Here is a 12,773-nt window from a genome sequence, read left to right on the forward strand (position 1 = left end):
CAGATGGTCCAGGCGACGCTTCCCCCCGATCTCATCGCCCGTTTCGCGGCGATCACCGGCCCCGCCCATGCCCTCATCGAGCAAAGCGACATCGCCCCCTACCTCGTCGAGAGCCGCGGGCTCTATCACGGCACCTCGCCGCTGGTGCTGCGGCCGGAATCGGTGGAGGACGTGTCCAAAATCCTGGCCCTCGCTACCGAGACGCGCACGGCCATCGTGCCGCAGGGCGGCAATACCGGCCATGTCGGCGGGGCCGCGCCGCGCGAGGGGGCGGCGGATGTCGTGCTGTCGCTCTCCCGCCTCAACCGCATCCGCGACGTCGATCCGGTCGGCAACGTCCTCGTCGCCGACGGCGGCTGCGTGCTGGCGCAGGTCCAGAAGGCGGCCGAGGATGCCGGCCGGCTCTTCCCCCTGTCGCTCGGCTCAGAAGGCTCCTGCCAGATCGGCGGCAACCTTTCCACCAATGCCGGCGGCACCGCCGTGCTCGCCTACGGCAACATGCGCCAGCTCTGCCTCGGCCTCGAGGTCGTCCTGCCGACCGGCGAGGTCTGGAACGGCCTGCGCCGGCTCAAGAAGGACAATACGGGTTACGACCTGCGCGACCTCTTCATCGGCGCGGAGGGCACGCTCGGCGTCATCACCGGCGCGGTGCTGAAGCTCTTCCCCCGCCCCCTCGGCCACGAGGTCGCCTTTGCCGGCCTCGCATCCGTGACGGACGCCCTCGCCCTCTTCGAACGCGCCTCGGCCCGCTGCGGCACCGCGCTGACCGGCTTCGAGCTGATGCCGCGCCTCGGCGTCGAGTTCACCCAGCGCCACATTCCGGGCGTGCGCGATCCCCTGCCCTCCCGGCACGACTGGTACGTGCTGGCCGACATCTCGACCTCGGACGCGGCCGAGACGGCAAGGCGCATGATGGAGGCGCTGCTTGCCGAGGGCATCGAGGCGGGGCTCGTCGAAAACGCGGTGATCGCGGCCAGCGAAGAGCAGCGCAGGGCGCTCTGGCACATGCGCGAAAGCATGTCGCCGGCGCAGAAGCCGGAGGGCGGCTCGATCAAGCACGACGTCTCCGTGCCGGTCTCGGCGATCGCGGATTTCATGGCGGAGGCGGACGCGGCGGTGACGGCCGCGATCCCCGGTGCGCGCATCTGCTCCTTCGGCCACATGGGCGACGGCAACATCCACTACAACATCTCGCAGCCCGTGGGCGCGGACACGAAGGCCTTCCTTGGCCGCTGGCGGGAGATCAACCGCCTCGTGCACGGCATCGTGCTGAAATACGGCGGCTCGATTTCCGCCGAGCACGGCATCGGCCAGCTGAAGCGCGATGAGCTTGCCGCCGTGCGCGAGCCGATCGAGATGGACCTGATGCGGCGGGTCAAACGGGCCTTCGACCCGGCCGGCATCATGAACCCCGGCAAGGTGGTCAGCGCCTGAGGCTATCGCCCGCCCGTGCGCAACTGCGCCAGCGACATCATGACGTCGGCGCTGATGCCGGACGAGCCGGAACCGCTGAGCACCGACAGGGCCGGATCGGCCGTCGCCTGGTTGTCGAGGTCGTAGAGGACGGAGAACTTCACGATCATCTTGGAGACCTTTTCCGGATCCTGCAGGTCCTCCAGTTCCAGATAGCGTTCGATCATGTCGGCCTGGGCGTCGATGTCGGCGCTGCCGATCTCGTCCGGCAGCTGGTAGAGCACCTTGAAGACCTCGAAGAGCGCATCGTCGGCCAGGATGTCGTAGGGGCTCGAGATCGTCTCCGCCTTGCGCTCGAAATAGAGCGCGAGGCGCACGCCGGCATTGTCGGTGCCCGCCTCCTCTTCCAGCTTCTGGCGCACATGGCTGTCGAGGGTCTCGTAGATGCCGCGCCGGGACTGGATCTGCGCGTCGTCCGGCCGCTCGACCAGGCCTTCGGCGTTGAAGTTGAAAGCGGCGACGATCTTGCGATAGGCGCGGTCGGCCTGCTGGTTCACGAAGCTCTGCGGATCGTCGAGGTCGGAGGTGAAGATCTTCGCCATGAACTCCGCATCGACGCTTTCCGGCTCGATGCCGTTCGCGGTGAGCACGAAGGCGACGAGGCGGGGATCGCTCAGGAATTCCTCGACCGTTTCGACCTTCTGCATCTGGACGGAGTAATATTTCGCCTCCTCCTCCGCCAGCGTGCGGTCGTCCTCCGTTCCGAAACGGGACTTCGCCGTCACGTAGGCGCGTGACATGACGAGGATCTCGGCCTCCGATTGTGCCAGCTTCGGCGCCGTGATGTTGCCGTCCGGCCCGAAATTGAACGCCTTGGCCAGCTCGACGAAGCGTTCGTCCTTAAGCTGGTACACATAGCTCTTCGGATCGTTGAGGTCGCTCTTCAGCACGTTCTTGATCGTCAGGGTTGAGACCTTGGCCGGGTCGAGGCCGAAGGCCTTCAACGCGAAGTCGTAGATGGTCGCCTCGCCCAGAAAGTCCTGCACGGTCTTCACCGCGCCGATCTGCCCCTTGAAGCGCGAGATGGCCAGCGCGTCGGCTTCGTCGTCCTTGTCGTTGTAGCGGGTCATGTAGCTGCTGGCCGTCGCCGCCGTCTGTTCGGCCGTCTGCACCGCGTCGCCGGCCGAGAGCGTGCCGTCCTCCTGGAAGTTGAAGGCGGCGCGCAGCGCGACGTACTTCTCCTTGTCGGCCCCGCCGAACAGGTTGATGTAGCTGCTCGGATTGTCCGGGTCGGGATCGCTCGTGATGATGTTGCGCAGGGTGATGCTGCCGACGGAGAGCTTGTCGAGATCGAAGGCGACCTTGAGGTAGGAGACGACCCGCGCATCCGCCACGAGCTCGTCCGCCGTCGTCACGCTCGCGATCTTCTCCTCGAAATGCGCCTGGTTCAGCAGCGCCGCCGCGCTGGTCACGCGCGGGTTGGAGAGCGTGTAGAGCTCGTTCGTACCCTGCTTCTGCGCGGCGTCCTGAACGGTGCCCGCCATCGCCGTGCCGTCGGTCTCGAACGTGTAGGCCTCGGCCAGCATGCGGTATTTTTCGACATTCGCGATGACGGCGGCCTGCCGGCTGATCTCCGCCTTGAGTTCGGCGATGCGGGCCGCATTGGCATCGTTGGATTCGAGCCCGGCCAGTTCCTCGTTCGCCGCCTGTATGGCCGCCTGCGCGGCCGTCGCCCTGGCCCCGAACTCGGTGTTGAAATAGCTCGCCGGATCGTCGAGGTCGCTCGTCAGCACGCCGCGGATCGCCGCGCGCGAATAGGTGCCCGGATCGATGCCGAAGGCCGTGAACATGTAGTTGCGCAGGCGCTCGTTGTTGAGGAGCTGGTCGACGCCCGTCACCGTATCGATGACGATGTTGTAGTAGCGGGTCTCCTCGTTGATCGCCGCGCCCGCATTGGCGGCGGTGGCGGAATAGAGGCCGATGATCTCGTCGAGCTGCACCTCGGTCTGCGCCACAGCCGTCGAGGCCGAGAAGCTGAAGGCGGTGGCGAAATCGCGGTAGCGCGTATCCGTCAGCCTGTTCACGAAGCTGTTGGCGTCGGCAAGGTCGCTTTCCAGCACCTGGCGCATGAAGGCCTTGGCGTAGGTCATCTCCTCCAGGCCATAGGCCTTCATGGCATAGGAGTAGAGCTGGTAGTCGTCGAGGAACTCTTCGACCGAGCCGACCTTGCCGATGTTCTCCCTGTAGTAGGCCGCCTCCCGCGCATTGATCGCGTCCGCCGCCGTGCGGTTCAGCGATTTGAGCATGTCGCTCGCGATGAGGTTGTAGCTCGTATAGGTCGACAGCATCGGGGAACAATTCCTTCTGGTCATCGGCGGGCCGATCGGCGGCATTCTCGCGCGCGAGGCTTGTCCCGGCCTGTCGGTGCGGCGGCTCGAATGCCGCCGGCCGCGTTCACGTCTCCTAAACCCTAGCCCGTGCGGTTTTGCTAACCATCAGGAACTGCAAAGTTTTCTTAACCGCGATTTTTAAGCGGCATGGAAGGGGGCGCGCCTATCCTGCGCCCCAGAGGACGCAAAGTCCCGATGAGAAGACCGCGAACCGGCTCTCAAGGAAAACAAGGGCGAAAGACATGCTGAATACCGTTTCCAAGCCGGCCTGGGCCGGCACCACGCTCCGGCTCGATCCCAAGCGCTTCCCGCAGCAGGTGACGTTCGAGCTGCGTACGGAAGGAACCGACGCCACCATCACCCTCGACGAGCGCGGCGCCGTCCTGCGCAAGGTCCTGCCGTCGAGCGGCCTGCCGCTTTCCATCGCGCTCCCGGCCCGCGCGTTCAAGGGCGTCGCCGCCCGCGCCATCGACCACGGCAACGGCGACGTGACCGTCACCCTCGAGCTGCATCACGACGATCCCGACCTCTGCATTCCGCTGCTCGTGGCGCACGACCTCTGCGACATCGCCGCCGACTGGCGCAGCTGGTCGGAGGCCTATCGCATTCCCATGCTGATGGTAGAGGCCGACGGCATCGCCCGCCCGCTCGACGACCACCTGACGGTCGGCAGCCGCCCCCCCAAGCCGCGCCGCCGCCATTCCTATTTCGCGGACCGCCGCCCGCGCTTCCTCGTGCGCCGCACGACGGGCAAGCTCGGCATCCAGATGAAGATCGACGGCCGGGAGATCATCGCCCGCGGCTGAGGCCGCGACGGCGAGACCTCAGCAAAGCCGGCCGTTCCCTGCGGCCGGCTTTTCCGTGTTCCTGTTCCCCGCGGAACATCGCCGCGCCCTCCGGCGTGGGAAAGAGCGTTCGACAAACGGCCGGGCCGGAACGAACGCAGGGACACGACCACGATGACGAAGCTCCTCACCACCCTCCTCATCCATATCCGCAAGGCCGACGCGGCGATCGTGGCGCGCACACGCCCGCCGCGCCGGGGGTTCGAGCTTGCGCTGCACCCGGCGACGCTGCGGCGCACCGGCGAGCGCCCGGTCTAAATACGGACCCTGGCTTCAGGCGAAGGGGATGGCGACGGCAAGCGCCAGGAAGATGCTGAAGCCGACGACATGGTTGAACTTGAACAGGGCGAGGCACTGGACCGGATCGTCGATATCGAGCGTCCTCACCTGCCAGGCGAGCATGAGCGCGGCGGCGGCAAGGCCGAACCAGGCGACGAGGCCGACGCCGGCGAGAAGGAAGGCGAGCGCGATGAGCACGACCGCCAGCCCGTAAAGGCCGACGAGCCACCGTGCCGTCCTCTCGCCGAACAGCCGCGCGGTGGAACGCACGCCGATCAGCGCATCGTCTTCCTTGTCCTGGTGGGCGTAGATCGTATCATAACCGATCGTCCAGGCGATCGCGGCGGCATAGAGCGCGACCGCCGCGGCCGACACGTTGCCGAACTCGGCGGCCCAGCCCATCAGCGCGCCCCAGGAGAAGGCCATGCCGAGGAAGAACTGCGGCCAGTCGGTGAAGCGCTTGGCGAAGGGATAGACCGCGACGATCAGCAGCGAGGCGACGCCGAGCCCTATGGTGAAGAGGTTGAACTGCAGGAGGACGAGGAGGCCGGCGAGCGCCTGCAGCGCCATGAAGACCTTCGCCTGCCGCCTCGTGACGCGGCCGGACGGCAGCGGACGCGAGCGGGTGCGCGCGACCGCCTGGTCGATGTCGTGATCGACGAGGTCGTTATAGGTGCAGCCGGCGCCGCGCATGGCGACGGCGCCGACGAGGAACAGCAGGAGATGGGCGAGGAAGCGCAGCCAGTCGAAGGTGCCGGCCGCCGCCGCGACATTGGCGGCGAGCGCCGCAGACCAGAAGCACGGCCACATGAGCAGCTGCCAGCCGATCGGCCGGTCCCAGCGGGCAAGCTGCGCGTAGGGCCAGGCGCCGCGCGGCAGCACGCGGTAGACCCAGTTGTCGGAAGGCGCATCGGCGACGCGGCCGGAATCGGACGGAGAGCTGATCATGCGCCTAGATCGCAAGCCGCTCGATCCCGGTCAAGCCGGCACGACGCCGCGGGCCGGATCTCCGTGGCTCAGGGCAGCGTGAAGTCGAATCGGTAGGTGGCCGAGACGCCGATCAGGAACTGGTCGCGCTCGCCGCGCTCTCTCACCAGGCTCGAATCCGCCGCCGAGCCGACGAGACGCTTGTATTCGGCGAAGGCGCTGGTTTCGATCTTCTCGTTGACCTGCCAGGTGATCGCCGCCCCCGCGCCGACCGAATGGATGCCGCCGCCCGGATCGAAGGCGGAAAGGCCCGACGCGGCGGCCTCGCCCGGCTTCACCCGATAATAGGCGTCCATGTAGTCCTTCGAGGCGGCCGTCAGGCGCGGCCCGGCGGAAATGCGCACGTCCGGCCGGACATCGACGAAGGCATCGGCGGCAATGTCCGCCACCACGCCGTGGTGGCTGCGGATGCCGTGGCGCAATTCGCCGCGCACGCGCAGCCAGTCGGTCGGGTAGGCTTCCGCAAAGGCGCCGAGTTCGCCGCCGAGCCTCACCGGCGTCAGGCCCCTGAGATCGTCGGAATCGCCCTCGTCGCGCGGCATGACCAGCTTGCCGGTCGCGCCGGCGCGGAACGCGCCGCTGTCGATGAGCGCGAAGGAAGGGTTGTCGTTGCGCGAGGAGAAGCGCACCGTGCTACCGGCCTTGCCGAGCGAGATCATCGGCGTGACCTGGAAGAGATATTTCTTCGCGCCCTCGTAGCGCGGCGCCGCAAAGCCGGCGGCGCCGACCTTCAGGTACCAATCCCCGGACCAGAAATGGCCGCCTTCGCCGGCAACGGCGGAAACGGGCGCAAGCAGAAGGGCGGCCGCAGTCATTGCGGCCGATGCACGGATACTCAAAACACAATCCTCGCTTTACCGGCAGGCCCGCCGCGGGCCGCCGAAACCTTTGATTGCGCGAACATTAGCCCCGTTTCATTACCGATTCGCTAACCATTCCGCGATGCCGCCGGCAGGAACGATTCGGGCCGGCGTGCGTTTTTCGCAAGAAGAAACAAGGAGTTTCCCGATGACCGTCAGCACGATGGAACTGAAGCTTCAGGCGATCCGCAACGATGCCGGCCTCACCCGCGAGGAAAAGATCGCAAGGCTCGAAAAGCTGCGCAGCGAGGCCCGCGCGCTCCAGCGCGCCGCCACGGAAAGCGCCATGGTCGAGGATGACGGCTGGTACGAGGACGTCCACCTGATCGACACGGAACTGGAAAGCCTCGGGCGCACCGTCGAGGAAAAGGGCGCCGCGACGCTGTAGGCCGGGCGCGGCTTCCAGGCTTCCACGGGCTACGGCGCCGCTGCGGGAGCACGTTCCGCAGGCCGGCCCTTGACCTTTCGGCCCCGTCCCCTTAACCCGCCAGCAAGCAAGGACGGATCGAGGGTGCGGCATGAAGGTTCTGTTGATCGGATCGGGCGGGCGAGAGCATGCCCTTGCCTGGAAGCTGGCGCAGTCTCCCCTCCTCACCACGCTCTATGCCGCCCCCGGCAATCCCGGCATCGCCGAATGCGCGACGCTGGTTTCCCTTGATGTCGAAGACCACGCCGCCGTCTGCGCCTTCTGCAAGGAGAACGGCGTGACCTTCGTCGTCGTCGGCCCCGAGGCCCCGCTCGTCGCCGGCATCGCCGACGTGCTGCGCGGCGAGGGCATCGCCGTCTTCGGCCCCTCCGCCGCCGCCGCCCGGCTCGAAGGCTCCAAGGGCTTCACCAAGGACCTCTGCGCCAGATACGATATCCCGACCGGCGCCTACCGGCGCTTCACCGAAGCCGATGCCGCCAAGGCCTATGTGCGCGAGCAGGGCGCGCCGATCGTCATCAAGGCGGACGGACTTGCCGCCGGCAAGGGCGTGACCGTCGCCATGACGCTCGACGAAGCGCTTGCCGCCGTGGAGGATTGCTTCGAGGGCGCCTTCGGCGCGGCCGGCGCGGAAGTCGTCGTGGAAGCCTTCCTCGACGGCGAGGAGGCGAGCTTCTTCTGCCTGTGCGACGGCGCGAATGCGCTGCCGCTCGCCTCCGCCCAGGACCACAAGCGCGTCGGCGACGGCGACACCGGCCCGAACACCGGCGGCATGGGCGCCTATTCCCCGGCTCCCGTGATGACGCCGGAAATGGTCGAGCGCACGATGAAGGAGATCATCGAGCCGACGATCCGCGGCATGGCGGCGGACGGCCATCCCTTCCAGGGCGTGCTCTTCGCCGGCCTGATGATCACCGCAAAGGGCCCAGAGCTCATCGAATACAACGTGCGTTTCGGCGATCCGGAATGCCAGGTGCTGATGATGCGGCTCGAGAGCGACCTCCTGCCGATCCTCCACGCAGCGGCGACCGGCCGGCTCGATGCCGTTTCCGCCGAGTGGAGCGATGCGCCGGCGCTCACCGTCGTCATGGCGTCCAAAGGCTATCCGGGCTCCTACGCGAAGGACACGCCGATCCTCTCGCTGCCGGCGGACGACGCGGGCACGAAGGTGTTCCATGCCGGCACAGCCCTGAAGGACGGCAAGCTGGTGGCGACCGGCGGGCGAGTGCTCAACGTCACCGCCGTCGCGCCGACCGTCGCGGACGCGCAGAAGGCGGTCTACCGGGCGCTCGACCAGGTAGAATGGGAGAACGGCTTCTGCCGCCGCGACATCGGCTGGCGGGCCGTCGCCCGGGAAACGGCCTCACCCGGCCGAAGCGAAATCGCCCGGTAGATCAAATTTTACCAATTCCCCTGACGGGACCGTAACCGGCGCGCGCTATTCTCCTTCCAACGATGAGGGAGAACCGTTGATGCGTACCCTGCTGCCGACCCTTGCCCTGATGCTTCTTGCCGCCCCCGCCTTCGCGGGCTCGATCGAACCTGTCGCCGGCGCGACCTCCGCAGGCAGCATCGAGACGATCAGCTGCACCGGCTGCCCGGCGCTCAAGCCGAGGCTGAAGGCCGCGACCTACCATGTCGACGCCATCGAACCCGGCACGCAGAAGGTGGAGATCCGCGAAACGAACGGCGAGCGCAAGATCTTCCGCACGGAAGCGTGGATGGGCGGTTCGCCCGTGCTCTTCGTCAGCAAGGCGCCGGTCGAAACGCTCGAAGCCGCCGACGCGGACAAGCCGGCCGAAGACAGCGCCGCGACGGTCGACGCGAGCGCGAAAACCAGCGCGCTCGATGCCGGTGCCGCGCAGGAAGCGGCAACGGCCATGATGGCCACCTCACGGGAGTTTGATCCGGCAAAGTTTGAACTCCGGCTCAACTGACCCCATATTACGAGAGCCCTGCCTCTCAGTCCCTCCAGGCTGACAGGAATTCGCGAAAGCGGACGTTTGCGCCCCTGACATCAAGCAGGGGCGCACGCGTATCAGCCGGCCTCGCCCATATCGCTGACGAGCCTGTCGACCTCGCGGTCGGAATAGACGGCGATGCCGCTGCGGCGCAGCAGCGCCGCCGTCACCCCCTGCCCCGCATGCCGGACGCCTGAAAACGTGCCGTCATAGACGAAACCGGAGCCGCAGGACGGGCTGCCGTCGATGAGCAGCGCGTGCCGGCAGCCGTTCTCGTGCGCGATCTTCAGGGCGATGCGCGCGCCGTCGACATAGGCGGCGGAGACGTCCCTGCCGGAGACCTCCAGCACGCGCGCCCGTGCGTCGAGCACGTCGTCGCCGTTCAGCCCGCCTTCGATCTCGGCCGGCGGCCGCGGCACCTGGAAGCCGCCCGCAAGCTCCGGACAGAGCGTCACCAGCCGCCCCTCGGCCTTCCAGCGCCCGACCGCTTCGTGCAGCAGAGGCTTCGCCGATCCGTTGTAGCGGACCGGCAGACCGGCAAGGCAGGCGCTGATGAGGATCTTGCCGGCCATCAGCGCCCGTTCCTCACCCCGTGATCTTCGAGAAGTCCGCGACCGTGCCGGTGGCCGCGCGGATGGCGGAAAGAAGGGCGAGGCGGTTGGCCCGGACGGCGGGGTCCTCGTCGTTGACGAGGACGTCGTCGAAGAACCGGTCGACCGGCGCGCGAAGCGCCGAAAGCGCTGCCATGGCGGAGCGGAAATCCTCCTCCGCGACGGCGGCGGCGGCCTCCTTCGCGGCGGTTTCCACGGCGGCGTGGAGGGTCTTTTCGGCGTCGAGCCTGAGGAGGCCGGCCGAGACCGCCCCCGCGACGACGGTGCCCTTCTTCTCCTCCGCCGCCAGAAGCTGCGTCGCCCGCTTGGTGCCGGCGAGGAGGTTCCGGCCGTCCTCCGAGGTGATGAAGGCCGTCAGCGCCTCGACGCGGCGGGCGACCATCAGGAGGTCGTCGGCCTCCGGCGTCAGCACGGCGTCGATGAGGTCGTGGCGCGCGCCCATGTCGCGCAGGTACACCTTCAGGCGGTCGTGGAAGAAGGCGAGAAGGTCCGGGTCCTTCGCGACGGAGAGAAGCGGCAGGCGGATGTTCTTTTCGAGCAGCATGCGGATGACGCCGAGCGCGGCCCGGCGCAACGCATAGGGGTCCTTCGAGCCGGTCGGCTTCTCGTCGATGGCCCAGAAGCCGATCAGCGTGTCGAGCTTGTCGGCGAGCGCCACGGCAAGGCCGACCTTGCCGGCGGGCACGCGGTCAGAAGGGCCCTGCGGCTTGTAGTGGTCCTCGATGGCTTCGGCCACGGCGGCGTCCTCGCCCTGGAGGGCAGCATACTTGCGGCCCATGATGCCCTGCAACTCCGGAAACTCGCCGACGGCTTCCGTGCGCAGGTCGGCTTTCGCGAGCACCACGGCGCGGTCGACAAGGGCAGGGTCCGCACCGACGACAGGCGCGAGCTCCGCGGCAAGCGTGCGGATGCGCGCGACGCGCTCGCCCTGCGTGCCGAGCTTGGCGTGGAAGGTGACGTTGAGGGCATCGAGCTTGGCCATGCGCTGGTCGAGCGGCTTTGTAAGGTCGAGGCCGAATTTCCCGGCCGACGCTTTCAGCGTGTCGAGGTCCGGCAGGTCGCCCTGGTCGCGCAGCCAGAAGTGCTTGGCGTCGGAAAGGCGCGCGCGCACCACCTTACCGTTGCCGTGCACGATCTCCTTGCCGCCGTCCTTCGCCTCGATGTTGGAGACGAGGACGAAGTGGTTGGAGAGCGTGTCGGCGCCGGGCCTGCGGGTGACGAAGCATTTCTGGTTCGTCTTGATGGTGAGGCGGATGATTTCCGACGGGATCGCCAGGAAGTCCTCTTCGAACGTGCCCATCAGCACCTCGGGCCATTCGACGAGGCCGGCGACCTCCTCCAGGAGGGCCTCGTCCTCGACCAGTTCCAGGCCGCTGGCGAAGGCGGTGTTGCGGGCATCCGTCGCGATGATCTGCTTGCGGCGCTCGGCATCGAGCACGACCTTCGCCTTTTCGAGGTTGGCGACATAGTCCTCGAAGCGGCGCACGGTGATCGCCTCCGGCGCATGGAAGCGGTGGCCGTAGGTGACGTTGCCGGCGACGATGCCGTCGACCTCGAAGGGCACGACGCGCGTTTCCTCCGTCTCCGAGCCGAAGGTGCAGAGGATGGACTGCAGCGGGCGCACCCAGCGCAGTGCGCCCGGCCTTGCCGAGGCGGGGCCCCAGCGCATCGACTTCGGCCAGGGAAAATTGCGGATGATGCCCGGCATCACCTCGGCGATGATCTCATCGGCGGGACGTCCGGGCCTGACGATATGGGCGACATAGAAATCGCCCTTCTTCGGATCGCTGTGCACATGCGCCTCGGAAATAGAGCCGAGGCCAGCCTTGCGCAGGAAGCCCTGGATCGCCTGTTCGGGGGCGGAGGTCGCCGGTCCCTTGATCTCCTCGCGCACGTCGTTCGAGCGGGCGTTGAGGCCGCGGATGTCGAGGGTCAGCCGGCGCGGCGTCCAGTATTCCCGCGCGCCCTCATAGGTCAGGCCCGCATCCACCAGCGCATCGGTGACGAGCTTCTTCAGGTCGCCCGCCGCCTTGCGCTGCATGCGGGCGGGAATTTCCTCGGAGCGGAGTTCAAGCAGGAGATCGGGCATGTCAACTTTTCCTCACCCTCCCCGGCCGGGGAGGGTCGGCACGCCGTGCCGGTATGGGGTGAAAATCGTGCGCCTCTGCTAGCAAAGTTAGGCGGCGCTGTACAACGGCAAATATGCCGCCGGGCCCGTGGAAGAGGCATCAGTGCCCGCTGGCGGCGACCTCGCGGGAGCCTTCCCCGGCGGCGTGGCCTTCGGCCGGCGCCTCGTGGCCCCCCTCCTCCTCACCGTGGCCGGACTTCGCCGTCACCGTTCCTTCGGCGGCGTTCGGATCGATGCAGTCCTCGCGTTCCTGCATCGCCGTGACGATGGCCTTGATCTCGTCGAGCGAGAGCTCCTTGCGCTCGCCGTAGAATTCGCCGTTCTCGGCAGGCTTGCCATCCGTATAGCGGGCGACGAAGGGCGCGGTCATGCCGGGAATGATGGAGGGATCGCGCGCGAAGAGCACCTCGGCACCGATGGCGCGGCCGCGCATGTCCGCCCGGTTCACCGGGCCTGCGGCGTCGAGCAGGATGACCTGGTAGAGATCGGCCTCCTCGTTGTTTGAGACCGCGCCGGCGACCCGCAAAGCCGTCTTGATGCGCGCCTCGCCGTCCCTGGCGTCCGAGCGCACATATTTGCGCAGCCATTGCTGGCCGTCGCGCTCGAGGCGGACCGTCGTGACCGTGGTGCAGGCGACGCCGGAGAGCCGGTCCACCACAGGTCCGAGCAGGACATCGCGCCCGACGAGGATCGCCGCCGCACCGGAGGCGCCCGTCAGGACGGTGACGCCGGCAAGGATGATCAGAAGCTTCCGGGACAGGCGGGACGAGGTCGGAAGGAACTTCACGGGCGGCGGACTTCTCTTTGAACGCAGAACAGGAACGCGCCGAGAGCGCGCGAACTGCGTGCACCTTACAGGCCGGGCGTTTCGGAAG

12 protein-coding genes are annotated in these 12,773 nt (G+C 67.6%); 6 read left to right on the forward strand and 6 right to left on the reverse strand.

Going from position 1 to position 12,773, the window contains the following annotated elements; translation table 11 throughout:
• Positions 1-3 precede the first annotated feature (3 nt).
• The gene (locus ACIIOY_RS05115) at positions 4-1,434 is read left to right on the forward strand and encodes an FAD-binding oxidoreductase (protein ID WP_411033545.1); all 1,431 of its coding nucleotides are present in this window, start codon (positions 4-6) and stop codon (positions 1,432-1,434) included.
• Positions 1,435-1,436: 2 nt separating this feature from the next.
• Here the strand turns inward: ACIIOY_RS05115 and ACIIOY_RS05120 are convergent, their stop codons facing one another.
• Positions 1,437-3,761, reverse strand: a complete 2,325-nt coding sequence (locus ACIIOY_RS05120) for a DUF1217 domain-containing protein (RefSeq protein WP_411033546.1) — start codon at positions 3,759-3,761, stop codon at positions 1,437-1,439.
• A 284-nt stretch (positions 3,762-4,045) separates the two neighbouring features.
• On the opposite strand from ACIIOY_RS05120, the gene ACIIOY_RS05125 reads away from it, so the two are divergent.
• Together ACIIOY_RS05125 and ACIIOY_RS05130 are read left to right on the forward strand one after the other, a co-directional pair.
• Entirely contained in the window at positions 4,046-4,609 is a 564-nt protein-coding gene (locus ACIIOY_RS05125) for a DUF6101 family protein (protein ID WP_411033547.1), read from the forward strand.
• Positions 4,610-4,762: 153 nt separating this feature from the next.
• Positions 4,763-4,906: a hypothetical protein gene (locus ACIIOY_RS05130; RefSeq protein ID WP_411033548.1), complete on the forward strand. Its 144-nt coding sequence runs from the start codon at positions 4,763-4,765 to the stop codon at positions 4,904-4,906.
• Positions 4,907-4,921: 15 nt separating this feature from the next.
• Here the strand turns inward: ACIIOY_RS05130 and ubiA are convergent, their stop codons facing one another.
• Positions 4,922-5,875 (reverse strand): 4-hydroxybenzoate octaprenyltransferase, encoded by a 954-nt coding sequence (ubiA, locus tag ACIIOY_RS05135; RefSeq protein WP_411033549.1) that lies wholly within the window; start codon positions 5,873-5,875, stop codon positions 4,922-4,924.
• A gap of 68 nt (positions 5,876-5,943) precedes the next feature.
• A complete protein-coding gene (locus ACIIOY_RS05140) occupies positions 5,944-6,729 on the reverse strand; it encodes a MipA/OmpV family protein (protein ID WP_411033659.1) in 786 nt (261 codons plus the stop codon).
• Between the two features lie 193 nt (positions 6,730-6,922).
• Between ACIIOY_RS05140 and ACIIOY_RS05145 the strand changes: the two genes are divergently transcribed.
• The 3 genes from ACIIOY_RS05145 to ACIIOY_RS05155 all read left to right on the forward strand — a co-directional run bounded on the left by ACIIOY_RS05145 (position 6,923) and on the right by ACIIOY_RS05155 (position 9,135).
• Positions 6,923-7,162 (forward strand): hypothetical protein, encoded by a 240-nt coding sequence (locus tag ACIIOY_RS05145; protein ID WP_411033550.1) that lies wholly within the window; start codon positions 6,923-6,925, stop codon positions 7,160-7,162.
• Positions 7,163-7,292: 130 nt separating this feature from the next.
• The gene (gene purD / locus ACIIOY_RS05150; protein WP_411033551.1) at positions 7,293-8,591 is read left to right on the forward strand and encodes a phosphoribosylamine--glycine ligase; all 1,299 of its coding nucleotides are present in this window, start codon (positions 7,293-7,295) and stop codon (positions 8,589-8,591) included.
• Between the two features lie 79 nt (positions 8,592-8,670).
• On the forward strand, positions 8,671-9,135 hold the full coding sequence (locus ACIIOY_RS05155; RefSeq protein WP_411033552.1) for a plant virulence effector HPE1-like domain-containing protein: 465 nt from the start codon (positions 8,671-8,673) through the stop codon (positions 9,133-9,135).
• A gap of 101 nt (positions 9,136-9,236) precedes the next feature.
• On the opposite strand, the gene ACIIOY_RS05160 is transcribed toward ACIIOY_RS05155, so the two are convergent.
• From ACIIOY_RS05160 to ACIIOY_RS05170, 3 genes are all read right to left on the reverse strand, one after another.
• Complete coding sequence (locus ACIIOY_RS05160; protein ID WP_411033553.1) at positions 9,237-9,731, reverse strand: 2-thiouracil desulfurase family protein; 495 nt, start codon at positions 9,729-9,731, stop codon at positions 9,237-9,239.
• Positions 9,732-9,744: 13 nt separating this feature from the next.
• Positions 9,745-11,859: a glycine--tRNA ligase subunit beta gene (gene glyS, locus ACIIOY_RS05165; RefSeq protein WP_411033554.1), complete on the reverse strand. Its 2,115-nt coding sequence runs from the start codon at positions 11,857-11,859 to the stop codon at positions 9,745-9,747.
• A gap of 139 nt (positions 11,860-11,998) precedes the next feature.
• A complete protein-coding gene (locus ACIIOY_RS05170) occupies positions 11,999-12,685 on the reverse strand; it encodes a hypothetical protein (protein ID WP_411033555.1) in 687 nt (228 codons plus the stop codon).
• Positions 12,686-12,773 lie beyond the last annotated feature (88 nt).

The sequence above is a fragment of the Shinella agrisoli genome (assembly GCF_046557955.1).
Classification (GTDB): domain Bacteria; phylum Pseudomonadota; class Alphaproteobacteria; order Rhizobiales; family Rhizobiaceae; genus Shinella.